This window comes from Flagellimonas ulvae, from assembly GCF_049333175.1.
GTDB lineage: Bacteria > Bacteroidota > Bacteroidia > Flavobacteriales > Flavobacteriaceae > Flagellimonas.
Map to the genome: position 1 here is coordinate 2,111,250 of NZ_CP186325.1, position 24,545 is coordinate 2,135,794.

Annotated in this window: 24 protein-coding genes; 13 read left to right on the forward strand and 11 right to left on the reverse strand. The window is 39.6% G+C overall.

The features are described from left to right. Positions 1-129: 129 nt before the first annotated feature. Complete coding sequence (locus tag ACOKFD_RS09700) at positions 130-975, forward strand: DUF5694 domain-containing protein (RefSeq protein WP_422857748.1); 846 nt, start codon at positions 130-132, stop codon at positions 973-975. A 58-nt stretch (positions 976-1,033) separates the two neighbouring features. Here the strand turns inward: ACOKFD_RS09700 and ACOKFD_RS09705 are convergent, their stop codons facing one another. Then, positions 1,034-2,167, reverse strand: a complete 1,134-nt coding sequence (locus ACOKFD_RS09705; RefSeq protein ID WP_422857749.1) for an endonuclease/exonuclease/phosphatase family protein — start codon at positions 2,165-2,167, stop codon at positions 1,034-1,036. Between the two features lie 543 nt (positions 2,168-2,710). Here ACOKFD_RS09705 and ACOKFD_RS09710 point away from each other — a divergent pair. Next, positions 2,711-2,938 carry a hypothetical protein gene (locus ACOKFD_RS09710; RefSeq protein ID WP_298997205.1) on the forward strand — a complete coding sequence of 76 codons (228 nt, stop codon included), beginning with the start codon at positions 2,711-2,713 and terminating at the stop codon, positions 2,936-2,938. 69 nt (positions 2,939-3,007) lie between these two features. On the opposite strand, the gene ACOKFD_RS09715 is transcribed toward ACOKFD_RS09710, so the two are convergent. The 4 genes from ACOKFD_RS09715 to ACOKFD_RS09730 form a co-directional block, all read right to left on the reverse strand. Next, the gene (locus ACOKFD_RS09715) at positions 3,008-3,388 is read right to left on the reverse strand and encodes a hypothetical protein (RefSeq protein ID WP_422857750.1); all 381 of its coding nucleotides are present in this window, start codon (positions 3,386-3,388) and stop codon (positions 3,008-3,010) included. Between the two features lie 359 nt (positions 3,389-3,747). After that, positions 3,748-4,740 (reverse strand): type I glyceraldehyde-3-phosphate dehydrogenase, encoded by a 993-nt coding sequence (gene gap, locus ACOKFD_RS09720; protein ID WP_422857751.1) that lies wholly within the window; start codon positions 4,738-4,740, stop codon positions 3,748-3,750. A 129-nt stretch (positions 4,741-4,869) separates the two neighbouring features. Beyond that, positions 4,870-6,684 carry a pyruvate kinase gene (locus ACOKFD_RS09725; RefSeq protein ID WP_422857752.1) on the reverse strand — a complete coding sequence of 605 codons (1,815 nt, stop codon included), beginning with the start codon at positions 6,682-6,684 and terminating at the stop codon, positions 4,870-4,872. Positions 6,685-6,780: 96 nt separating this feature from the next. Beyond that, on the reverse strand, positions 6,781-8,328 hold the full coding sequence (locus ACOKFD_RS09730) for a glycoside hydrolase family 32 protein (RefSeq protein WP_422857753.1): 1,548 nt from the start codon (positions 8,326-8,328) through the stop codon (positions 6,781-6,783). Between the two features lie 89 nt (positions 8,329-8,417). Between ACOKFD_RS09730 and ACOKFD_RS09735 the strand changes: the two genes are divergently transcribed. The 6 genes from ACOKFD_RS09735 (at position 8,418) to ACOKFD_RS09760 (ending at position 12,853) form a co-directional block, all read left to right on the forward strand. After that, positions 8,418-8,924 (forward strand): rhodanese-like domain-containing protein, encoded by a 507-nt coding sequence (locus ACOKFD_RS09735; protein WP_422857754.1) that lies wholly within the window; start codon positions 8,418-8,420, stop codon positions 8,922-8,924. A 1-nt stretch (position 8,925) separates the two neighbouring features. Continuing rightward, positions 8,926-9,552: a TIGR04282 family arsenosugar biosynthesis glycosyltransferase gene (locus ACOKFD_RS09740; RefSeq protein WP_422857755.1), complete on the forward strand. Its 627-nt coding sequence runs from the start codon at positions 8,926-8,928 to the stop codon at positions 9,550-9,552. Continuing rightward, positions 9,545-10,360 carry a purine-nucleoside phosphorylase gene (locus ACOKFD_RS09745; protein WP_422857756.1) on the forward strand — a complete coding sequence of 272 codons (816 nt, stop codon included), beginning with the start codon at positions 9,545-9,547 and terminating at the stop codon, positions 10,358-10,360. The genes ACOKFD_RS09740 and ACOKFD_RS09745 overlap by 8 nt, the downstream gene beginning before the upstream one ends. After that, positions 10,357-11,322, forward strand: coding sequence for an arsenosugar biosynthesis arsenite methyltransferase ArsM (arsM, locus tag ACOKFD_RS09750; protein ID WP_422857757.1), 966 nt, complete (start codon positions 10,357-10,359; stop codon positions 11,320-11,322). The genes ACOKFD_RS09745 and arsM overlap by 4 nt, the downstream gene beginning before the upstream one ends. Positions 11,323-11,400: 78 nt before the next feature. Continuing rightward, a complete protein-coding gene (locus ACOKFD_RS09755) occupies positions 11,401-12,162 on the forward strand; it encodes a DUF547 domain-containing protein (RefSeq protein WP_422857758.1) in 762 nt (253 codons plus the stop codon). Next, positions 12,149-12,853 carry a TIGR04283 family arsenosugar biosynthesis glycosyltransferase gene (locus ACOKFD_RS09760; RefSeq protein ID WP_422857759.1) on the forward strand — a complete coding sequence of 235 codons (705 nt, stop codon included), beginning with the start codon at positions 12,149-12,151 and terminating at the stop codon, positions 12,851-12,853. The genes ACOKFD_RS09755 and ACOKFD_RS09760 overlap by 14 nt, the downstream gene beginning before the upstream one ends. 23 nt (positions 12,854-12,876) lie before the next feature. Here ACOKFD_RS09760 and ACOKFD_RS09765 read toward each other — a convergent pair whose 3' ends face one another. From ACOKFD_RS09765 to ACOKFD_RS09790, 6 genes are all read right to left on the reverse strand, one after another. Further along, positions 12,877-13,803 carry a LysM peptidoglycan-binding domain-containing protein gene (locus tag ACOKFD_RS09765; protein WP_422857760.1) on the reverse strand — a complete coding sequence of 309 codons (927 nt, stop codon included), beginning with the start codon at positions 13,801-13,803 and terminating at the stop codon, positions 12,877-12,879. Between the two features lie 58 nt (positions 13,804-13,861). Beyond that, positions 13,862-15,130 (reverse strand): POTRA domain-containing protein, encoded by a 1,269-nt coding sequence (locus ACOKFD_RS09770; protein WP_422857761.1) that lies wholly within the window; start codon positions 15,128-15,130, stop codon positions 13,862-13,864. An 80-nt stretch (positions 15,131-15,210) separates the two neighbouring features. Next, positions 15,211-15,954, reverse strand: coding sequence for a hypothetical protein (locus ACOKFD_RS09775; protein ID WP_422857762.1), 744 nt, complete (start codon positions 15,952-15,954; stop codon positions 15,211-15,213). Beyond that, positions 15,947-16,954 carry a glycoside hydrolase family 113 gene (locus ACOKFD_RS09780; RefSeq protein ID WP_422857763.1) on the reverse strand — a complete coding sequence of 336 codons (1,008 nt, stop codon included), beginning with the start codon at positions 16,952-16,954 and terminating at the stop codon, positions 15,947-15,949. The genes ACOKFD_RS09775 and ACOKFD_RS09780 overlap by 8 nt, the downstream gene beginning before the upstream one ends. Positions 16,955-17,002: 48 nt before the next feature. Further along, complete coding sequence (locus tag ACOKFD_RS09785; protein WP_422857764.1) at positions 17,003-17,896, reverse strand: hypothetical protein; 894 nt, start codon at positions 17,894-17,896, stop codon at positions 17,003-17,005. A gap of 24 nt (positions 17,897-17,920) precedes the next feature. After that, positions 17,921-18,643 carry a DUF547 domain-containing protein gene (locus ACOKFD_RS09790; RefSeq protein ID WP_422857765.1) on the reverse strand — a complete coding sequence of 241 codons (723 nt, stop codon included), beginning with the start codon at positions 18,641-18,643 and terminating at the stop codon, positions 17,921-17,923. A 232-nt stretch (positions 18,644-18,875) separates the two neighbouring features. On the opposite strand from ACOKFD_RS09790, the gene ACOKFD_RS09795 reads away from it, so the two are divergent. Genes ACOKFD_RS09795 through ACOKFD_RS09815 form a run of 5 tightly spaced genes read left to right on the forward strand, consistent with a single transcriptional unit; the run spans position 18,876 to position 24,495 of the window. Beyond that, positions 18,876-20,225, forward strand: coding sequence for an NAD(P)/FAD-dependent oxidoreductase (locus ACOKFD_RS09795; protein WP_422857766.1), 1,350 nt, complete (start codon positions 18,876-18,878; stop codon positions 20,223-20,225). Positions 20,226-20,241: 16 nt separating this feature from the next. Beyond that, positions 20,242-21,846: a 4Fe-4S binding protein gene (locus tag ACOKFD_RS09800; protein WP_422857767.1), complete on the forward strand. Its 1,605-nt coding sequence runs from the start codon at positions 20,242-20,244 to the stop codon at positions 21,844-21,846. A 1-nt stretch (position 21,847) separates the two neighbouring features. Beyond that, positions 21,848-22,321, forward strand: a complete 474-nt coding sequence (locus ACOKFD_RS09805; protein WP_422857768.1) for a toxin-antitoxin system YwqK family antitoxin — start codon at positions 21,848-21,850, stop codon at positions 22,319-22,321. Continuing rightward, positions 22,322-23,011, forward strand: coding sequence for a glycosyltransferase family 2 protein (locus ACOKFD_RS09810; RefSeq protein WP_422857769.1), 690 nt, complete (start codon positions 22,322-22,324; stop codon positions 23,009-23,011). It begins immediately after the preceding gene. Beyond that, positions 23,011-24,495: a cellulose synthase family protein gene (locus tag ACOKFD_RS09815; protein WP_422857770.1), complete on the forward strand. Its 1,485-nt coding sequence runs from the start codon at positions 23,011-23,013 to the stop codon at positions 24,493-24,495. Before ACOKFD_RS09810 ends, ACOKFD_RS09815 begins: the two co-directional genes overlap by 1 nt. Positions 24,496-24,545: the final 50 nt, after the last annotated feature.

Sequence of the window (24,545 nt, forward strand, 5' to 3'; positions counted from 1 at the left end):
GGCTTTCGCTAAGATAAAAATTGGGTTGGTATTTGTAAAAGACAGCCCAAGTAAACAACTATAAAGGATTTTTATGCATTACCGTAACAATCTCCTTTAAACCTCATCTTTCTAACAAACCATCAGAAAATGAAAAACAAAATCACCTTCCTTCTCCTAGGGATCCTGGCTCAACTATCCTTGGCCCAAAACACACCGACAGAAAAAACAAAAGCAGACTTTTTCCCTCAAGAAAAGACCAAGGTACTTGTGGTAGGCATGTTCCATTTAAGCTACCCTGGGTTAGATAATCACAAAACCAAAGACGATAGTAAAATTGATGTATTGAAAGAACCCAAAAAAACCGAGGTTACGGAGCTCGTAGAATACATCAAAAAATTCAGGCCAACCAAAATCATGATAGAAGCCGGAACAGACTGGAATAAACGGTATCAAAACTATAGAAAAGGGGAATATCGTGATAAAAGGGATGAACGCTACCAAGTGGCTTTACGAGTGGCCCATGAACTGGATATTGATAGCGTGTACAGTGTGGATGCCGAAACCCTGCAGAGTGAGCTTTTTGAAAAAGACTCCGTACTTTCTAAATCTTTGATAGAAAACATTGATTGGAAAGCTAAGGACCCCTATCTGGACAACGCCTTTAAGTGGTATGATTACCGGGATTCACAAGTAAAGCAAAAACATATTTTGACCTACTTAAAGGAAATGAACACTCGAGAAGCGCACAACACCAATTTTGGACTATACCTTACTGGGCAAATGGCCACAGAGGATTACGATGGCGCCGATAACTTTACCATTTGGTGGTACAACCGAAACGTTCGCATATTTTCCAATATTCTAAGGCTTACTGAAGGCCCAGAAGATAGAATATTGGCAGTGTTTGGGAACGGGCATGCGGCCATATTGCGACAATTGTTTGAAGCTTCGCCCCAGTACGAATTTGTGGAATTTGGTAGTTTGGAGGACTAGGTCCAACCCAAATGGGCGAACTCTTTAACTTAACCTAGAAGGGGATAACCGCTATCAATTAATCAATGACGGCCCAAATTACGTGATGGTCACTAGCCACATGCACCTTTCTGGTCAAGGTTGGGTAAACCGTCCATCTTTTGGGTCGGCTACCTGGCCAGGCCCCTTTTCTAAAAAGTCCCGAAGCAGTGACTCTAGCAAACAAATCAGGGGATAATAACAAATAATCAATTTTATTATTGTCATTCCCTAAACCATAGGTACCCGTACCCTTATCATTTGTGCCCGGTTTTCCCTTAAATTCACCCGTATCAAATGTTGGATGTTCGGATACGTCTTTTAAATCGGTTTCCTCCAACAAAGGTTTTAAAGGGTCACTATCCGGAGTGTCATTTAAATCCCCTAAGACCACTATGCTGGTTTCACCTTTTGCTTTTAACTCATTGTAAATCTCGGCGGCTCGTTTAGCCTGCCCTTCGCGTCTTGCCTGGGAGCGCGGACTATCTCCACCATACTTGCTTTTGAAGTGGTTGGGAATCACCCAAACGGATTCACCCGAAGGCGTTATTACCTGATATTCCGGACAATCTCTGCTAAATATGGTTCTTCCCGAGGAGTTTAGATCATGGATGTGGCTCTTCATCAATGAAATTTGATACTCCTTTTTAGTCATCAAACCTACATCAATACCGCGTTCATCATTACCATCAATAACCATTACTTTGTCATAGGGCTGTCCATCTACTTGCTCAAGAATTATATCGCTAAACAATTTAAGGGACACTCTATCCTCAGCTTCCACTACGGCAAGGATATCTGCATCAACGTCCCGTATTACCATACCTGTGTGCTTAATGGCTCTTTCATTTACCGGCGCCAATTTGAGTTCAGCCCAACCTACCCAATCCTCCCTTCCATTGGCAATTATTTCCATGGGTTTATTTTTTCTACGCTTTACCAATCTTTCTCGGATTTGCCTCAGAATCACAAAGGGCCCTTTGTCCGATTTTGACAATCCAAGCTCTTTGAGCAATTCTATAAGCCTATCCTTTTTACCCGCATACGAATCTTGGTCAATGATGGAATTAAGTTCGGCCGTTTTGGTTAGAATTTCCTGGCTTTCGGATTCTGGTTGGTTGAATGCCTTGGCCCGATCAAAAAGATTTTCAACATTAAAAGCAGCAATTTTCATGACTATTTGTATTTGATTAAAACTCAAAGAATGCACCAAGAACCCTATATAAGGTTACCCTAAATAGTATACGAAGTAAATCAAAAAAAGGGGGGACTTTGGTAAGACTACGAAGCTCTTAAAGGTATGGGTTTACGGGAAGTTTTCATTACATAAAAACCTTAAAAAAATTATGGTTTTTCCTCATTTTCAGAGTTTAAGCATGCAGTGAGATGGTACGTATATTTTTGAGAGGCTCTTATTGATACCAATTTTTGAAGTCTGATGGTTAGGACTCTTTCCTTAGGATCCACAAATACCAGACCTATACATTATCCATACACGTAAAAAAGAAAACTAGACCTGTTTTTGACATGATCTAGGGCCGAAAAAGGGAAAATTAGATGGAAAAACCTACTTTTCTTTTGTAGTCGATGGACTACTTTCTTAAGATTTTCATAAATCTATAAAATGAATAGTGCAATAGCTTTTTTATATCAAACTAAGGATTATATTTACCCAATCTGGATTAATTTTAAATAAACTGGATTAATTATAAACAAGATGACTGAACAGTTATTACTTCAAGCAGAAGAGTTCACCAATAGAACTCTTAGCCATATGTCCACCAGCGACCGCGTAAAAGCTTCTAGAGAAGCTAAACAACTTATTCTTTCCATTAACGAAATCTACAAGAAAACTAAAGATTCCAAACTGATGGATGTGATGAAAAGCGTCACCGAGAAGAAAAGAAAAATAGAAAAAAGACTGAAAGGAACTCCTTTAGTTTAATTGATGTTTTTACTTCTTCTTCGAAAAAGTTCCACTAAAACCAAGGCAGCAGAAATAATCATAACATTTTTAATGATATACTGACCTTCTGGGTAATAGGTAGTTTCCGTCCTGGAACGTAACTTCGGGTAAAAATACCAGAGGCATAAAAGTGCCCACCATTTGCATGAACAAAAGGGCAATGGCAATTCTTGTGGTCTGCCTAAAGAGGAAGGTAATACCAATGAGCACTTCCCACCAGCCTATGACCGCCAACCAGGTATCCGGGTCTCCAAAGGGGAGCCAAGCCACTGTGGCTTTCAATAAATCCGTTGCTGCAGAAAGCCCAAAGGGTTTTAATATTCCAAACCAGAAGAAAAAAATGGCAAAGGAAATACGAACTGCCGGCATGCCCCATTTGCGCATACGCTGTGCAATAGCTTGGTCTATGTTTCTTAAATCGGCATCCATTTAGTACCATTGGTTGGAATTCCAATTATACGCCTTTTTTTACCATTTATGACTTTTCTCCTACTGGGAATAAAAAGGTGAAAAGATCTAGCTACATTTTTCAGTAATTTCGAGATGAAATCAAAATTCAACCTTTAAGAACCCATTTAAAAATGAACACTGTAGAAGAAAAAATAGGCTATGTATTTTGGTATTTGATGGTGGCCTGTTCTGTTTTTGCACTCATCAATAGCTTATACCACTACATGAACTAAAAGCCCTGCAAGAAGTCTCCATCCCAAAGGGATGTCTCATTCATTCAAATTAACAACCAACCAAAAAGAAGGGAAACATTTTGTTTCCCTTCTTTCTATTATATTCTATTCTTTGATTTCCAGAATCTGTCTCACCATTTGATTGGTAAAACCCCATTCGTTGTCGTACCAGGTCATTACCTTGAGTAGGTCTCCGCCCACAACACGGGTCATGCCCAAATCTACGGTTGAAGCATACGGACTCATAATAATGTCCGAAGAAACTATAGGTTCGTCCATAGTGGCTAAAACATCCTTGTATCGGTCTGTTTGGGCTTCTTCTTCCAAAATTTGGTTCACCTCTTTGGGTGTTACCTCTTTTTCGGTCACAAAGGTCAAATCAGAAATGGAGCCTATCGGAACAGGAACCCGAATGGCCACCCCATCAAACTTTCCTGCGTATTCTGGCAATGCTTTGGTAGTGGCAATTGCTGCTCCAGTAGTAGTGGGAATTAAATTTTGTGCACCGGCCCTACCCATTCTAAAATTCTTTTTGGAAGGAGCATCTACCATACCCTGAGAAGCAGTGTAGGCATGTACCGTGGTCATTATCGCCTTTTTAATACCAATGCGTCTACCCAAAACCTCAACCACCGGGCTAATGTTGTTCGTCGTACAGCTGGCACATGAGAATACATTAATATCCCCGTCAACAGAATTTACCCCATGCACTACAGTAGGTGTATCCACACTTTTAGTAGGTGCCGAGATAATCACTGTCTTTGCCCCAGCTTTCAAGTGTCTTTCGGCATCTTCACCTTTGGTGAACACCCCTGTACTTTCTATCACCAAATCCACTCCATTTTCTCCCCATGGCAAATCTTCAGGGTTTCTGATGGATGTGAATTGGATTTTATTTCCATCTACGGTCAAGGAATCTTCAGTATGGGTTACTTCTTTCCCATACACCCCGTATACCGTATCATATTTTAATAGATAGGCAATGTTCTCTGCGGGAACAATATCGTTTACCGCTACTACCTCCAACCCAGGAGTGTCGTTTATTACTTTTAATGCGGCCCTACCTATACGGCCCATTCCGTTTATTCCAATTTTCATATTGAATGTGTTCTTAAGTTACTACTTGTTTACTGTGTACTTAGTCTAAAAACCAAGCTATAAATTACATATTGACACCCCTTTCATCAAAGGGCTTAACGCAATGAAATGGTTATCAAATTGAAAAGTTTACAGGCGTTCCATTTTTGGCCACATTCCCTCTTTTTTACTATGCAATTTTTCCATGCTTTGAAGCATTTTATCCAATAACGCAATGGCTTCATTGATATAGGGACCTTTGTTGAGCATTACGCATTCTGCACGTAGCGAAGACGTGATATCGGTGATTTCTGAGCGTGAGGGAAGCCCTTTTTTGGCCAATCCCTCCAACACTTGAGTGGCCCATACCACTGGAACATGTGCTGCACTGCATATGGAAAGGATTTCCTCTTGCACTTGTCCCATATTTTCCCAACCTACCTCCAAGGCCAAATCCCCTCTGGCAATCATCACCCCAATAGGTTGGGTTTTCATGGCTTTTAAAAGCAGTCCCATCAAATTTCTGTAGGCAAAACGGGTTTCAATTTTTAGTATCATCCCTATTTTATCCCGCACTCCCAAATCCTCTAGGGCATCAAGAAGCTCTTCCACATCGGCTTCTGTATTCACAAAGGAAAAATTGACGATGTCCACATATTGGGCAATGAACTTTAAATCTTCCCTGTCCTTTTCCGTAAGGCCTGAAAACCCAAGGTCTAAAGTTGGGAAATTAATGCCCTTTTCTGCTTTTAATTGTGCGCCTCCCTCTTTGGCTTTCACAATTCTTACCTCAAAGCTATTCGCAAATACTTTTTCAATTATCCCCTCAATCTTTCCATCATCAAAAAGTATGGGTGCCCCCTCTTTTACTTTGGTGACCAACATGCTTGGTTCACATAAAATACTTCCGGACTTTACCAAGTTCCCTTTCTCATCAAACTGGGGCAAACTGCCCAATGAGTCATCTCCTTTTACAAGCAGGGTATCGCCAATATGCACTTTGATAGCTCTTTCAACAGCAGGAATCTCTCCTAAAATTCCATCAGGCAGCTCGGGTTTTTTCGAGATTAGCTTCATTCCTGTTTTTAGGTAGACGGTTTTTTTGCAATGAAGCAGAATTCTATTGTTCTCCACGTTGGCCACTAACAACTTACGGGTTTTACCACGAGTGTCTCTAACCACAAATTTATCTCCAGTTTGAACCTGTTCCATCCATTGCAAAGCAACTGGAATCACATCAGGGTCGGTATGCTCCGTATTTTCAGGCACTAGAACAATAGTCGCCGGATTTTCCACAATCCCTTCTTCGTTTCTATTAGGTCTAAATTTTTTTACCTTTAGCCCTTCACCCATAGAACCTGTTCGGATTTTGGGGCCTGCCAAATCCATTGCAATCTTTACCTGAACACCACATGCTTCGGACGCTTTTCGCACATTATCCACAATGGCTTTCCAAACAACCGGTGAATCATGGGCGCAATTTATCCGGGCACAGTTCATCCCATTTTGTACCATTTCCAATACCAATTCATAATCTGTACTGGCTGCTGTTGGCATGGTAACCATGATTTGGACTCTTCTGTTAGTATTTGCTTTTGAAAAAAGGATATCCGCGTGCTGTTCCAGTTTTTTTTTGCCCATGCCTATTTGAAGTTCCCCGTTATGATCAAACTCCTCACTTTCATGGGTCAGTAACTTCAAAAGATTGTGGGTATTGATAAGACTCTCCAAAATATTGCCTTCTGCATTGGCCAGACGAGAAAGGCCCAACTCTTTCAATTGGGTTTGAATTTCCCGTAAATCATAATTTCTGACAGCGCTATAATGCAGCAAATTTTTGGCACTTGCCAAATATTGGGAGCATACCCCAGCGATGAGCTTTGCATTATCTTGTTCTTGGTCGCGAACCGTTTTTATTAAAGTTCCTATTTGATTTTTTATTGAAACGAGTTGGTCCGGATTCACTTTATTTACAAGGAGTTAGATTCTACAAAATTTCTAAGAAAACAGTTTAAAAAGACTGATTTATATCAAGGTTTTTCAAGTTTCCATCATTTGAACTTACCAAATTGACTCCATCCCCATTACGGATATCTGCTGTATGGCATGTTCTTGATCTCTGTTTTCTATCACAAGTTCGTTGAAAGGTTTCGTGGGAAAGATTTGGTCGGTCATTGCGTAAAGTCCGCCGTCCACAAAAACCTCTATGGACGACCAATCCAAAAATATACTCACATCATACATTTTGTCTTCAAGTTTATCTATAGGTGCATGATGTTTTTTGTTTCCAAATTCCGACTGAAAACTCACTTGTCCCGATTTCATACGATTCAATATTAAAGATTCACTTTTGGAATCCATGCTTAAATCCACTACCTCTCCGGATGCATTTTTTATACTGATTTTAAAATCCTTGGACTGCGTTTTGAACCTAATCTGAGATTGATGCAATCCTTCCTGATAAATGGTTTCGGTCTTACCTGCCTTAACTTCATCTACACGGGCTAAAACCGATTTTGCCAAATCATCTACTACCTGTAATGGATAATTAACCAAGACTTGGTCGTCCCCTACTTTTCTCAATCCCAAATTCCTTGGAAGAGTCATAGCACTTCGCCACTTTTTGGTTGGCGTATCTCTTGCGTAGTCCCAATTGCTCATCCAGCCTATGAAAATGCGCTCGCCATTTGGGGCATTGTTATAAGTGACCCCGGCATAATTGTCTGTTCCATAATCCAACCATTTAGGCTCTTTTTGGTCAGAAACAAAACGTTTTCCATCAAATTCACCAATAAAGTACTGGGTCCCGCTACCACCATTGGGGGCACCGGGATTAATGCTAATAATCAAGACCCACTTCTGCTCTTCTGAGTCTTCCACTGGCAATGCAAACAGGTCTGGACATTCCCAAACCCCGCCATGGGCTCCTTGCCCTTTACCAAAATCACTTAGATATTTCCATTTTTTTAAGTCGGAAGAGCTGTAAAACTTAGCATGATCCCCAGCTACTAGAATCATAATCCATTGTTCGGTTTCTACATGCCAAAAGACTTTTGGGTCTCTAAAATCCCGAATTCCAGAATTTTTTATCACAGGATTTCCTTCATACTTTTCCCAAGTATCCCCGTTGTCCAAACTAAAGGCGATGCCTTGGGTCTGAAAATCATTTCGTCCTGATTTCTCCCCCTCCATCAAATGATACGTGAATATGGCCACCAAAGGTGTTTCCCCATTTTTGGCAAATCCTGAAGTATTGTCTTTATCCACCACGGCACTCCCAGAAAAAATAAGACCATGTTCATCAGGATACAAAGCAATGGGTTTGTGTTGCCATTTCACCATATCTGTGCTTACCGCATGTCCCCAATGCATGGGCCCCCAGACAATATCATCTGGATAATACTGATAAAAGAGGTGATAAAAGCCATCATGGTAAACCAGTCCGTTGGGGTCATTCATCCATTTTTCCTGTGGGCTAAAATGAAATTGAGGACGATACGCTTCGGTGTAGTCACGAGGTTTTTCAATACTCTCTTCTTCGACTTGTTTTTTAGGATTGCAGCTCAAAAACAAAAAAAACGCAAAAAAAACGAATGAAAATGGTTTCATCTTGGGCGGAAATAAAGTTAGGCTTAAGATAACTATAAATGTTCTCTTATAATTCAAAAATATCAGGGCGAGTCATTAATTTTGAATTCATGTTCAAGTTCTATTTTTTCTTTCTTAGTTTCTGTATATCCTTTTGTGCAATTGGGCAATCTTCAATCCATAAATCTCTAGATGCTTTGAATGTTGGAAGTGTAGAATACGTCCAGCCCAAAAACTTGTTCAACTATAAAGATGTAGTGATTCTGGATGCAAGAGAGAAAGAGGAATTTGAGGTCAGCCACCTAGAAAATGCTATTTGGGTAGGGTATTCCAATTTTGATTTTGATACGATTCAATCTCATTTACCAAAAAAAGAAAGTACCGTAGTAGTGTATTGTTCTATTGGGGTTAGGTCTGAGGATATTGGCGAAAAGTTGATTCGAGCAGGATATACAGATGTCAAAAACCTATTTGGAGGCATTTTTCTTTGGAAAAATCTTGGGTATCCGGTATTTGATTCATGCGGAGAAGAAACCGAAAAAATACATGCCTACAGTAAGGAATGGGGACTGCTTTTGACCAACGGAACTAAAGTGTACACAACCAAAAAAGAATAGCTTGAGCACAGAAGAAACTAACCTGCTACTTATTTTCACTCGTAATCCAGAACTTGGCAAATGCAAAACCCGATTAGCGGCCAAAACTGGTGACCGAGCTGCCCTTAATATCTATAAATTCTTATTGAATCACACTGTAACTTTTACCCATAGACTTAGTGCCAGTAAATTTGTGTACTATTCGGAGGAAATCTGGGAAAATGATATATGGGACAACTCCATATACCAAAAAAGATTACAAACGGGCAAAGACTTAGGAAAACGTATGGAGCAAGCTTTTGCCCATGGATTTGATTCTGGTTTTAAAAAAATCATTATCATTGGTAGTGATATGTATGACCTATCCCAAGCAGACTTGGAGGATGCTTTTTCCAGTCTTGATAAGCATGATTTTGTGATTGGTCCAGCTCAGGATGGGGGGTATTATCTTTTGGGTATGACCCTTCAAAATTCCAAGGTGTTCCAAAATAAAAACTGGGGCACTGAAACGGTTTTGGAGGACACGCTGAAAGACCTTGAAAAGGAAAACGTTTTTTTGCTTCCTGAAAAAAATGACGTAGACCATTACGAGGACATCAAAGATGTTGAGGCGTTTCAGCCCTTTTTAAAACATATGAAGAATGACTAAAAAACAAGTTGAAGAATCACTACAATACCTCAAAAAGAAAGGTTTTGAATCACCAGAAATTGGAATTGTTCTGGGTACCGGTTTAGGACAATTGGTAGATGAGATTGAAAATCCCATTGAGGCACATTATAATCATATTCCCTACTTCCCTTTAGCCACGGTTGAATTCCACTCTGGCAAGTTAATTTATGGTACTATTGAGGGTAAAAAGGTAGTTGTGATGCAAGGACGTTTTCATCTCTACGAAGGCTATGATTTTTTGGATATCACCTATCCCATACGCGTTATGCATGGTTTAGGCATTAAGAAGTTATTCGTGTCCAATGCTGCAGGAGCCATTAATCTCGACTTCAAAAAAGGAGACATTATGCTTATTGAAGACCATATCAATATGCAAGGAGGTTCTCCTTTGGCATTCAAGAATGTTGTGGAATTTGGTGACCGTTTTGTGGACATGAGTGAACCTTATGACCTGGAAATGCGTAAGAAAATAGAAGAAATCGCTGAAAAGGAAAACATCTCATTGCAAAAGGGAGTATACGTTTCCGTGGTTGGACCTCAGCTCGAAACGAAAGCGGAATATCGGATGTTAAAATTATTGGGAGCTGATGCCGTGGGAATGAGTACGGTTCCAGAAGTAATTGTGGCTAATCATTTACGACTACCTATTGTAGCGGTTTCAGTATTGACCGATGAATGCGACCCTGATAATCTTCAACCTGTTAATATTCAAGAGATTATTGAAATCGCAGGAAAGACAGAACCAAAAATGATACAACTGTTTAAAGAATTAATTAAGGAAATATGAGTTATTTAGATGCAACCCAAGATTTGTATAAAGAAGCAGCCTTAACACCAGATGTTGGTTTATGTTGTACTACAAATCCCGTATGGCAGTTCCCAGGATTGTCCATCCCGAAAATCATGCAGGAAATGAACTATGGCTGTGGAAGCACTGTTTCTGCACAGGACTTGGTCAACGACCCGAAAGTACTGTATGTTGGTGTGGGAGGAGGAATGGAATTGCTTCAGTTCGCCTACTTTTCACGTCAAGTAGGGGGTGTCACTGGAGTTGATTCCGTAGACGAAATGTTGGAAGCATCTAGAAACAACTTTAAAATAGCCGAGGAAGAAAACGACTGGTTCAAAAGTGAATACGTAAACCTGGTAAAGGGTGATGCTTTAAACCTCCCAGTGGAAGACGAAAGTATTGATGTAGCGGCCCAAAACTGTCTTTTCAACATCTTCAAAATGGAAGATTTGAAAAAAGCGGTTTCAGAAATGTATCGCGTACTTAAGCCCCATGGAAGATTGGTAATGAGCGACCCTACCTGCGAGCAGCCCATGAATGACGAGCTTCGCAATGACGATAGACTACGTGCCCTTTGTTTAAGCGGTAGCATCCCTATAAAAGATTACGTAAAGGTTTTGACTGATGCCGGTTTCGGAACCATCGAAATTCGAGCAAGAAAATCATATAGAGTCTTGACTCCCAATCATTATCCCACGGATGAGTTGATTCACATTGAATCTATTGAGATTGCTGCGATAAAAGACCCTATGCCCGCTGATGGTCCTTGCATGTTTACTGGAAAAACAGCCATCTACTATGGTGATGAAGAGTATTTTGATGATAAAAAAGGTCATGTTTTACTTCAAAACCAGCCTTTAGCGGTATGTGATAAGACTGCTGCGGCCCTAGCAGAGGCGTCAGACCAGATTCATATAAGTGAAAGTACGTGGCATTACGACGGCGGAGGTTGTTGTTAAAAATTTTAATAAGGGCAAAATGAAAGTTTTGCCCTTTTTTTTAGACTTCCTTTATATAAAGCCATAAAATCTTTTGCTATGAATTTTTGGGGTTACACTTTACTTTTTGCTTCTTTTTTTAATTGTCAGCCAGAACTTACCCACGAAACGGTCTTTGAATCCAATACTTTAGCGTATAATATTGAAACTAAAAACCCGGACCATACTGCATGGAACGATTTATTGAAAAAGCATGTGGATGGAGATGGCAATGTAAACTACAAAGGTTTTAAAGCTGACATCCAATCGCTGGAGGCTTATATAAACACACTCTCCAATACCCCTCCGACCAGTTCTTGGACCAAAAATGAAAAGTTGGCCTACTACATCAATCTATACAATGCAGCAACCGTAAAACTGATCGTGGACAATTACCCCACCAAAAGCATAAAGGACATTCCCAACAGATGGAAGAAGCAATGGATTGCCGTGGGCAATATAACAACCTCCTTAAATGATATTGAACACGAGGTGTTGCGCAAAATGGACGAACCCCGAATCCACTTCGCCATTAATTGTGCCTCCTATTCCTGTCCCAAGTTATTGAACACTGCTTTTACGGCTAAGAATATGGAAAGTCTTCTCTCAAAAACAGCTAGTGACTTCGTAAACGATAGGAAAAGAAATCGTTTTAATGATGGGAAGGCCCAACTCTCCAGAATCTTTAAATGGTACAAAGGTGATTTTACAGAAAATGGTTCCCTATTAGAGTACATTAACCAATATTTAGACAACCCGATAAACGAAAAAGCGAGCATTAGTTATCTGGATTACGATTGGAGTTTAAATGATGCAAAGTAGTCTGAAAATAAGTGTTCTCATTCCTGTACTGAACGAGGAAAAAGGCTTGGGCACTATCCTAAAGCATCTAAATTTAAGCATTACCTCTTCGCAAATAGAGGAAATTATTTGTATTGATGGAGGAAGTACAGACCGTACCATTGAAATCGCAAAATCCTGTGGAGCAACCGTAATTTCTTCCAAAAGAGGCAGGGCCACGCAAATGAACGCGGGTGCCAAATATGCCAAAGGAAGTATTCTTTACTTTTTGCATGCAGATACACTCCCTCCCCATGGTTTTGATAGTATAATCCTTAAGGCCATAGAAAAAGGAAGCCAATCCGGGTGTTTCCGTATGAAATTTGATTCAAAAAATCCAATGCTTCGTTTTTTTTCTTGGCTTACCCGAATTAATCACAGTCTTTGTCGGGGTGGAGACCAGTCCCTATTTATTGAAAAAGAACTTTTTGAACTAACCGACGGTTTTAACGAGGATTATTTCATTTATGAAGACACCGAGTTCATTCGGCGCTTATATGAACAAACAGAATTTAAAGTTCTTCCTGACTACGTAATCACTTCTGCTCGAAAATATCGGGACAAAGGTTGGGTCAAAGTCCAGTTTCACTTTGGCATGATTCATTTAAAAAGTTACATGGGAGCAGGTCCGCAAGAGCTGTATCGCTACTACCGAAAAAATCTGTTGACCTAGATGATCAATTGTATTCCTGATTTTTACTCTTCTATCTTCAGGTCGGCATAGTCCTTTAAGATTCCATTGGCCAACCATTGCGCCAAAATTGTCTTATTGGACACTACTTCGATGCCTTTGGTTTTGGATTCGGTGGAAGTACCATCAATATCCAATAAACTTACGGCCGGCAATACATTTTTGGCAAGGTAAAGTGTATTGTCGTCATTAATGATTGCCTCGATACTCTTGTACGAACGATTTGTAACACTGTTCTTTTGAAAAACTTCCCGTAGGTTTTTGGCCAATCGCTTTCCTTCATCACTTTTTTTATGATGATACACCGAAACATCCATTTTGCCCTTAATTTGTCCATTGGCACGAACAATTAACAGCCTTTGATATTTTCCAAAGTGTTTTAAATATCTTTTATTGATGGCTTCAACGTAGGCTCCCATAAGTTCCAAACCTTCTTGTTCTTTGTTGGAATATTCCAATCCCTGTTGTTCGAGTACGAAAACATGTGCTCCATTTTCCAAGAGGGTCTTTGCCAAATTAAGCTCTACATCTTTTGCAAAATCATTCGAAACTTTTTCCTTGTTTTCGGTAATGAGATAGTACACCACATCTTTCAAAGCATCACTTTTTCTGGAAAGATTTTGGAGTTCTTTTTCAAAAATTGGCGCTTCGGTATCTGAAGCTAAAAATATTCTCACTCCAACATTTTTAAAAGACTCAGAGGCATAAGGAATATAGTACTCTCGCCCAACATGCAGAAAACTACCATCTTTGATGTTCTCTTGATTGAGCTCTATAAATTCTTGATAGTGTTCTACGGGATCTAATCCCTGTTTTCGTAGAATGGAGTAAATGCCATCGCCAGATTGGGCAACGACCTTATAGGCTTTTTCTTGGGCCAACAATGTGCATACCAGAAAAACCCACAATACTAGTGCGAGTCTATATTTCATCGAAAGAAATTTTGCTGGGATGCTTTACAAATATCTAAAAAAAGATGGGAAAAACGCATTAAAAGTACTGCCCTATCCCAAAAACAATCCCTCGAGAAGAATTTGTTGTGATTCCTTGGCCGTAATCAATTCTAAAAATGGCATTAAAAATTCGTTTGTGAATAAAGCGGAGACCTATGCCTGGATAAATTCTCAAGTTTTGATCATCTCCAAAATCGCTGAAATCACCCCCTGGATTTCTCCATGAACCACCATCCACAAAAACATTGCTTTGAAGCACAAACCAATCCTTGTCAATCAAGGTATGGCGGTATTCTGTATTCAATACAATAGCGGCAGTACCCCGGTCTATAACGTTTCCCACACCGCGTATGTTTAAATTATTATCAACAGCAAATGGCGCGAATGGTGTGTCCAAATTGCTAGAAATTCCCAATCGTAATCGACTTGCCCAATTTCCTTTTTTGCCTACACGCACAAAGTAGGTGAAATCATTGAAGCCAATCCAAAATTCAGGAAGTTGCCCATCGTCACTTTGTACGTATTGTAGATTCAACGAACTTTTAAATCCGGATAGATATTGATAGTGAAATTTAATCGCATCATAATTGTACAGTAGTTTTAGCAAGTGCTTGTTCACTCGTAATGCCAAGGGAACGCTAGGGTCGGTTTCCCCAGAAAGGAATTCATAGTCTTCGGTAAAGAAGTTTATTCCAAACTCAAATCTATTTTTGAAATTAAGTTGAAATAGCACCAAAGCTTCTATGGATTCATTGTTATAGCGATAATCGGCGCTACCGTTATCCAAAAAAACTGGCTCTTCTGTGGTTAAATCCTGATAGCTCAGAGCTAAACCCCATCTCCGCCCAAAGATATTGGGTGCCCGTATGTGTGCCCCGAAAGAATCAAAAATATCGCGTTGGTAAAATCCTCCTAGAGTAATATTTCGACCTAATACATTGAACTCTTGCAACCCAATCCGGAACGCAAATTCATCATCATTTGAAGTAAAAATACTGGCAAAAGGAATCAATGTGAAGTTTTCTTCTATTCCGTATACCACCTCAACTTGATTTTCCTCAAAGGATTTCAAAACTTGGTAGTACGCATGGGAAACCGAAGGCAAGCGTTTTAACCGATACATGTCTTCTTCCATCTTGGTAGTGTCCAACGAAGCACCTACTTCAAGCTTAATGATTTTTTGGAGAAAGGAGGTCTTGGTTTTTTCGTTTCCCTGAATTTTTAGGCTAGCTATGGTAGGCGTTTGACCGTGTCCAAAGAACATACTCAAGAAAACAGTTAAGGTAACCAAGCTCTTACGTATCACAACAATTCTTTTTTGATAAAACAGAAGCTTGTTTACTGAAAACCCATAGCTCCATTGCAATACACTTTTTTATACTGAGCTTATTCAAATTCAAAGGGTATTTCGGAGAACAGATTCACCCAGTTATCTTCACTTACGGCAAGCAAGGTGAAGTTATATGGTGTTTCCTGGGTTAATACTGGAGGGGGTTCCCGAGTGATATTCAAAACCACATTGTCCAATTTGTAATATTGGAACCTTCTTTCAAAGGTATACGTTCCCGATAAAAAATCATTGTCGGCATCGGTAACCACGTGAAAATAGATTCTAGAATCTGTGAACATGCCATCTTCCCATGTAAACTCTGGCATATTTCCCATAGTAAGGTCGGTCATTATATTTTCGGACAGGTATTCGGTGGGTTTAGAAAGCTGTTTTAGTCGAATAGGGTTTGAAATATGGACCAAACCGTCTTCCTCGAAACTGATAATGACCCACTTCTCATCTTTGGGTTCAACCTCATATCTTAACAAATAGCCATTAAAGACATCCAACAATGGAAGCTCTCTACCAGTGTACTGAGAAAAATCATTCTTATCCACATCTGCCGTAGCCGTTTCAAAATATCTGATGTTGCTCACGCCAGGCCTGGGATACAAAAAAACACTTACAACTTCAGTATTTCTATTGCTTGCCGCACAAGCGATGACATTATCCAAAACCACTTCTCTTCCTTCCAAAAAGGAGTCCAATCTCACCTCATTCAAAACAACGTCTTCTTCATCTGAAGAACATGAAAGCAGCGTTAGAACAACTAGAGTAAAAATGGCTCTGTACTTATTCATTGGCTTTTGAAAAAAAATTGCGTATTGTTTTTTCCGCAGGTTTGTTCTGTGGTGTAAAACGGTTATCCTCAGCACCACCAGACCTATCATGATGTATGAACCATTTCCAGATAAAACCTCCAGCGAACCAATCCTCATTCCAGAATTCATCAAAAATAGCCTGGGTGGCATCTGACTGCGCTTGAAGGTTAACGTCCATTTGGTTTCTATCCACCAACCAAGGCTTTTTAGCCGTGTAATCCATACTTCTGTATCCAAATTCCGTGAAAAGAATCGGTTTATCGGTGGTATTGGACAAATTCACCAACTTGGTTTTCCAAGGTTGCCATCCTGATTTAAGCTCATCCATAGTGGGATAACGTTCTTCAGAAAGTGGAAAATAGGCATCTACCCCTATAAAATCCAGTTCTTTCCAAAACGGGGTTCTTGTGAATTCATCCCAATTAGCCGCATATGTCAACTTTCCTGTATAAATCTTTTTAATTTTTTTAATGAGATTGCTCCAATACTCTGGTCTATACTTCACAAACTCCTCCAACTCGGTTCCTATGCAGAGTATTTCGGCTTTGGTTTCTTCAGCTAGCTTTGCGAAGGTGAGAATAAAGTCTTCGTACGTGCGTTCCAAGGTTTTCCAATCTTCTTCAGACTCCATCATCATATCCCCTGTGAACTCCCCACGCCAAATCCATATCTGGGGTTTCATCATCACCTTGACCCCATTTTTCTTTAACATTTCAATATATTGCTTCGCTCCTTTTTTGGTTTCCCCAAACCATTGTCTTTCCGTATCAAAGATTATTTTGGGGGAACTAAGGTTCCTTGCAAAACCAAAAGGCATTACCGCCGCATAGTTGGCATTGACCTGTAATACCGGTTCTATATGGTTTTGGTCGACTTTTTCCCGTGACCCTACAAAACTTACCCCATTTATTTTCTCTTTCTTTTGACTGGTACAAGAAAACTGGAGCATGCATAAAAAAAGAAGTCCTAATTTCTTCATGTTTTAAGAATTAAGACTTCTAATTTAGGCTTTTATGTAAGGTTTAGACTAGAAAACTGCTCGCAAACCTATGTTAAAGGTCTCACCGAGGCCTGTATCCCTTCCTCTAACAAAATTGGTATAGAGGAATTCCACGTTCAATTCATCGGTCAACTGATATTTGGCACCACCACCAAGGGCTGTAAAGTTCTGACTGAAGTTGTTACCCAAATCTATTAATTCGGTATGTTGCCCCAATACCAACACGGTAAACTTGCTACTTGGAAAATAACTCAAGAATATCCCAGGGGTTAACCGAAGACTGTTGTTGGCAAAACTCCCTTCAACCGTAATGCCATTCTCATCTTGAACCGCATCATCCCCAAAGTTGTATTCAGAATTTATCTCTGAAAATATTTGCCACTTTTTACCTGGAAAGGTGTAATCGTAAAAGAAACGATTTTGCCAAGTAAATCCATCCTGATCGAGGAACACGCCATTGTCATCCACTTCCTGACTAATCAATGGAATGGAAAAAGAACTTAAAATGGAAAAGTTACCCACTCTTTTAAATGGAACTATCTTGACGGATGGCGCAATTGAAGTAAGACCTGAAGTATTTCTTCGCTCGGTTGAACCATTTTCTAGGATGAAATCCCTGCCATTAGCCCTATATTCTGCAATCACCCCAACATTAATTCGTTTGGAATCGGATACACCTGTAAACACTTCTAAGGTAGAGGTGAAAAAGTTTTGCCGAATACCATCTTCCTCTGCAAATGTACTCTCGTTTTGCGTGTACAGATTATTGAACAACTTAATGTCCCACTGTCCTTTTCCAATAAGCTTGGAAGGTGTCAGATTTTGAATATTACTGCCCGATTGATCATCGTTCTGCGCAGATATCAAGGTCGCTCCTAGAAAAAAAAGGGCGAAAAAAGTGTTTTTAAATATTGTTTTCATGATGTTTTGAATAGTTGTTTTTTCTTATTTGGTTTCATTCAAGGTCCAATCATAGCTGTAGTACCCCACTTTGGCTTTTGGATCCAGTTTTTCTTTACGGTATTGGTTTACATACTCTATCAAGTTTTTACCGCCTTGTGTAAAATCTTTGGTATACCATTCGAATATTTGAGACAGATTCACCTTTTTCCCTTTGATCTGTATGAAGTTTGGATTGTTCAAGGCCAATTCTGTTTGCTTTTGCAGTTGAGATTCCAACTTTGCAGGAGTGTAGGCTTCATTTATAATGGGAGGACACCCAAGTCCAGCACAAACCAGCACAAAGTGAAAGCGTGATTCCTGTGGGAAAACAGCACGTAACAGTTTGTTCTCGATATCATTCAGTGTAGTCTGCTCTCCGCCGATGTCATATGTTTTTTTATCAAAAAAACCGGCTTTATCCAAAGGGGATTTTATCGGGTAATTGTCCACAATTCCCTTTATGACGGAAAGATTATATCCATTAATCCAAAAAGCTTGGTAGGTCTTTGCATCGCTTTTGGAAACTCTAATGTTCTTGGCCAATGCTAAAAGTTCATTTAACGAATTTGGATTAGCTTTAATTTTTTTATAGGCCACCCTTCCATTGCTTACATACGCACTGAAAAAAGCATCGGCTTTAGAGAAAAAGTCAGAGGTCTTCTGACCAAACCCAAATTGAGTTAGAACCAGAAACATGAGTACGATTAGTGTTTTATTTGTTTTCATTTCAATTGCTTGTTGATTAAAACTGACCATTATGTCGAGGGTCATTTTAACACCATACAGCACTGTTAAATTTTTATGATATATTTAAGATTTTAATAATCAGAGCGTTACATGTTCGCTATTTGAAAAGCAACCTTACGACAACAATTGATATTTAAATCGTTTCTAAATAATTCACTTTTGATAAGTTTCTATCTTTAAAAACGACACAACCAACAACCAATAATACCTCATGGAGAACATTGTTATTATCGGGAATGGTATTGCAGGTGTTTCAGCTGCCCGCCATATTCGAAAACTATCCGACAAAAGAATCATTATTGTTTCTGCCGAGACCGATTACTTTTTTTCTAGAACCGCTTTGATGTATGTGTATATGGGTCACATGAAGTTTGAGCATACCCAACCTTATGAAAATTGGTTTTGGGAGAAAAATAGAATTGAACTTGTAAACGCTTTTGTCAATAAAGTCGATACGGAAAACAAGGCACTCACTCTTGACGATTCAAGAACACTGCATTATGATAAATTAATATTGGCCACGGGTTCCAAACCCAATAAATTTGGCTGGCCTGGGCAGGACCTTCATGGTGTGCAAGGATTATACTCCAAGCAGGATTTGGATTTGTTGGAAGTAAACGCTCCAAATAAAGAGGTTTGCAAAAGAGCCGTTATCGTTGGAGGGGGATTGATTGGCATTGAGCTTGCCGAGATGCTTCGGACCAGAGATATTCCAGTTACCTTTTTAGTTCGGGAAAATAGTTTTTGGAACGGAGTTCTACCTGAAGGAGAATCCCAAATGATCAATGAGCATATTCTAGAGCATCATATTGATTTGCGTTTGGCCACAAACCTTAAAGAAATCGTTTCGGATGAAAATGGCAAGGTAAAATCCATCATCATTGCAGAAACCGGTGAAGAATTACCTTGCGATATGGTTGGGTTGACCGCTGGTGTAACGCCCAATATGGATTTTCTAAAAGATTCAGGGATTGAGCTGGGAAGAGGAATCAAGGTGAACCGATATTTGGAAACCAACGTCCCCGATGTATATGCCATAGGTGACTGTGCCGAACAACACGAGGCCATTGGCAATCGAAGACCCATTGAAGCTGTTTGGTATACGGGACGAATGATGGGCGAAACTGTGGCGCAAACCATCTGCGGCAACCGCATAGAGTATAAACCTGGACACTGGTTTAATTCCGCCAAATTTTTGGATATCGAATACCAAACCTATGGTTGGGTGTTCTCGGAAAGGGGGATGAAAGATTATGAAGCACATTTTCATTGGAGACATCCTTCAGAAAAACTTTGTATTACCGTAGCTTACAATAAGGAAACGGAACAGTTTCTAGGCATAAATACCTTCGGAATTCGAATGCGACATGAACTGTTTGATAGATGGCTGACTGAAGAACGTGATGTTAATTATGTAATGCAGCATCTGCCAGATGCCAATTTTGATCCTGAATTCTATAAACATCATGAATCAGCAATTCTGACCAAATACAATTCTGACAGAGGCACTTCAATAAAGCCCAAAAAGAAAAGCATCAAAAGAATATTTCAACTGACATAAATACAACCCTAATATAATGAGCACTTACGATAGAAGTATGGCCCTTACCGGCCAGCCTCCAAAAGAAATCAATCTAAATCAAAAAATTGCATCCGTCGTGGGCATGCTTGGACTTGCCATCTTACTGCTGGCTACGTTCAATGTAAGTTTTCCCAATAAGACCCTTTGGCTTACCCTTTCGTTGGCTTCCATTTCGGGTGGAACTATATGGTTTGCCTGGGAACAGTATAAAGGAAAATATCCTGGAATCAAAAATGATGGGGTCTGGTTCAAATCGCTTACCAACCTTGGGTTTTGGGGCTGGATTGCAGGTCTTGCCATTACTACTTTCTATGTGATTCTGTATTTTTTTCCCGAATATCTTGGACTTGTAAATGGAGGGGACAATAAAGGAGTAATTGCTCTTTTTGACCCATTGAGCAAAGCTCTTAGCGGTAATCCCGCTAGCCAATGGTTTGTATATGGTGCATTGTATACTGTAGCCATACTAGTGTTTGGGATAAAATTCATGTGGAAATATCGCCACAATCGTTATGAAAGAATACGAACTATGAGTGTCATGTTCTTTCAAACTTCTTTTGCCTTTTTGATTCCAGAATTTATGGCTCGACTGAATGGAAGTTCTGTACTTCAAGGAGGAAGTCTTCCCTTTTTGGATTTGAAAAACATCTGGCCACTTAACTATTACAACTTTGAATCGTACAGAATAAAAGGCTTTCTAAGCTCTGGCGATATAGGCTTTGCAATGCTCGTTTTTGCCATCCTTTCTGTTTTTGTGATTACTCCTTTTTTGACCTATAAATTTGGAAAGCGCTGGTACTGCTCATGGGTCTGCGGTTGTGGCGGTTTGGCCGAAACTATTGGTGACCCTTTCCGTCAATTGAGTGATAAATCCGTAAAGGCCTGGAGAGTGGAACGCTGGGTCATTCATAGCGTAGTGGTTTTTGTTACCCTAATGACCACTGCAGTTATCTATTCCTATTTAGGAAATGATACTAGTAAATATTGGTTGACCAAGACCACCTTTCTTTTAGGAGTCGCTGCACTATTGACCTTGGTGTTTGCTTGGGTTATGATTTTTAAGCGCGACCAACTACAAAAAGATGCTAAATATGGTGCTGTTGGATATTTTGTAATTATCATTTCATTGATTGCCATTCATTTTTTCAGTGGTGAAGGACATGTCTTTTTATTCAAATCTGGCGCCCTTAGAAAAAACTACTCCTTTCTTATTGGAAGCATCTTTTCCGGGGTTATAGGAACCGGATTTTATCCCATTTTCGGGAACCGTGCCTGGTGTCGATTTGGATGTCCAATGGCCGCCATGATGGGCTTCCAACAACGACTCTTCTCAAAGTTTAGAATAACTACCAATGGAGGGCAATGTATTTCCTGTGGAAACTGTTCCACCTACTGTGAAATGGGTATTGATGTACGTGCCTATGCCCAAAAAGGAGAGAACATTGTACGTTCCAGCTGTGTGGGATGCGGTATCTGTTCTGCTGTATGCCCAAGAGGCGTTCTCAAATTGGAAAATGGTCCTCTTCAAGGAAGAATTGACAGCAATCAGGTCTTGTTAGGGAATGATGTGGACTTAATGGAATTGGTGAACTCAAAGTAAGATGTTGCGGGTTTTGCTGCTCTCCATTTTTTTTATTTTTCCCTTTTCCATAAATAAAGAGTACCATCGAGAATACCATAATAATGGTGAGATTAAAGCTCAAGGTTGGAAAAAAGGGGATTCCAAAGAAGATTTTTGGAAGTTCTACTTCCCTAATGGAAAAATCAAAGAACAAGGTCATTTCAAAAACAATCTTAAAGTTGGATATTGGTATTTTTACAACAAAGATGGCAAACTGGACATGGAAGGACATTATGTAAAGGGAAGTATGGTAAAATGGTGGTTGTTCTATGATGAAAATGGGAAAATCAATCATAAATGTCAATTGCACAAGGGAGTAAAAAATGGGTACTGTCTTAAATACAAAAACGAAAAGCTGAAGTCCGCCCAAAAGTATAGCAATGGAAAAAAAATCAAGGAATGGTATGATTTCCGAAGCTTCAAGAAAGAAAATAAACTTTCCGATTTAAAATAAATGGCAAATATTAAAGTTATCATCCCTGCGGTGAACGAGGGGGATTCCATTGCCAAAGTCGTTACTGAAATTCCAGATTCTGTTTCTGAAATCATTGTAGTGAACAATGGCTCTACCGACAATACGGTCGAAAATGCAGAAAAAGCGGGGGCTACCGTGCTAACGGAAAACAGAAAAGGGTATGGATATGCTTGCCTAAAAGGAATGGAATATGTGGACCAACAATCCAAAAAGCCCGATATCATCGTATTTATTGACGGAGATTATTCAGACTATCCAGAAGAATTGGATAAGCTGGTGGCTCCTATTTTGGAAAATGACATTGATTTTGTGGTAGGTGCACGAAAAAAAGCACTTCGCGAACCAGGTTCCATGACTCCACAGCAAGTTTTTGGAAACCAATTGGCCACTTTTCTGATGCAACTGTTTTTCAGGGCAAAATTTACGGATTTAGGACCTTTTCGTGCTATTAAATACGAAAAGCTCAAAGCTTTGGAGATGGAGGACAAAACCTATGGCTGGACTGTAGAGATGCAACTGAAAGTTTTACGCAAAAAAATGTCATATATCGAAGTACCAGTACGTTATAAACAAAGAATTGGTGTTTCAAAAGTTTCAGGTACCGTAAAAGGTACTATATTTGCTGGCGTAAAAATTTTGGGTTGGATCTTTAAATACAGTTTAAAATAATGGGACTAACAATTGCTTTTATCATCATTGCCATTTACAGTACCGCGCTGATATTGATTTTTTTCTACAGCCTTGCACAGTTGAATCTTTTGATCAATTATCTTGGTCAAAAAAAGCAAAACGAAGAAGCCCCAAAATTTAATCTTCTAGACCCAAAAGAAATACCATTAGTTACCATTCAACTTCCCATTTACAACGAGGAGTACGTAATGGAGCGGCTATTGGATAATATTGCCCTGATTGAATATCCTAAGAGTAAACTGGAAATACAGGTTTTGGACGACTCCACAGATGATTCTGTAATTGAGACGGCCAAACGAATCGAAGAGCTACAACAATCCGGTCTAGACATCCAGCACATCCGAAGAGAAAATCGTCAAGGGTTCAAAGCAGGTGCACTCAAAGAAGGTTTGGAAATTGCCAAAGGAGAGTTCATTGCCATTTTTGATGCTGATTTTCTTCCAGAAAGTGATTGGTTAAAAAAGACAGTCCCTTATTTTAAAGATGAAGAAATCGGTGTGGTTCAGACCCGCTGGGGACATATCAACAGAGACTACTCTACTCTTACCCGAATTCAGGCTTTTGCTTTGGACGCGCACTTTACCTTAGAGCAAGTGGGTAGAAATGCCAAAGGACACTTCATAAATTTCAACGGGACTGCTGGAATTTGGAGAAAAGAATGCATCCTTGACGCAGGAAACTGGGAAGGTGATACGTTGACGGAAGATTTGGATTTAAGCTATCGTGCCCAATTAAAGAATTGGAAATTCAAGTATTTGGAAGACGTTGAAACCCCAGCAGAACTACCTGTGGTTATCAGTGCTGCACGTTCACAACAATTTCGTTGGAACAAAGGTGGCGCGGAGAACTTTAGAAAAACCGTTTGGAGCGTTATTACCGCAAAAAATATCCCATTCCGCACCAAGTTTCATGGAGTAATGCACTTGCTCAATAGTTCCATGTTTTTATGTGTTTTTACCGTGGCTTTATTGAGTATTCCCATGCTCTACATCAAAAATACCTACGGACATTTGGGTTGGATTTTTGAAGTCACCAGTTTCTTCATTATCAGCACAATAATTTTGTTCATCTGTTACTGGTTTACTTATAAAAGTATCCAAGGTAGCAGCTTTGACAATTTTGTGGATTACATAAAACTATTTTTTACCTTTTTCTCAGTAGCATTAGGATTTTCCCTGCACAACTCCATCGCAGTTTTGGAAGGTCATATGGGCAAACGCAGCGAATTTGTAAGAACTCCAAAATTTAATATCAATAGCCTTACCGATAGCTGGAAAGGAAATAAATACCTTGCTAAAAAACTATCTCCAAATATGGTCATTGAGTTTGCTCTGATGGTCTATTTCCTCTTTGGAATGTATAGTGCTATTCCGTTGAATGATTTTGGGCTTTTCCCGTTCCACTTGATGTTGTTCTTAGGTTTTGGATTTGTGTTCTTTAAATCATTGACTGCAAAGGCGTAGACCTTTTTTGTTCTACATCGAGTCTATTTCTGAATCTCATTGGGTTTTTT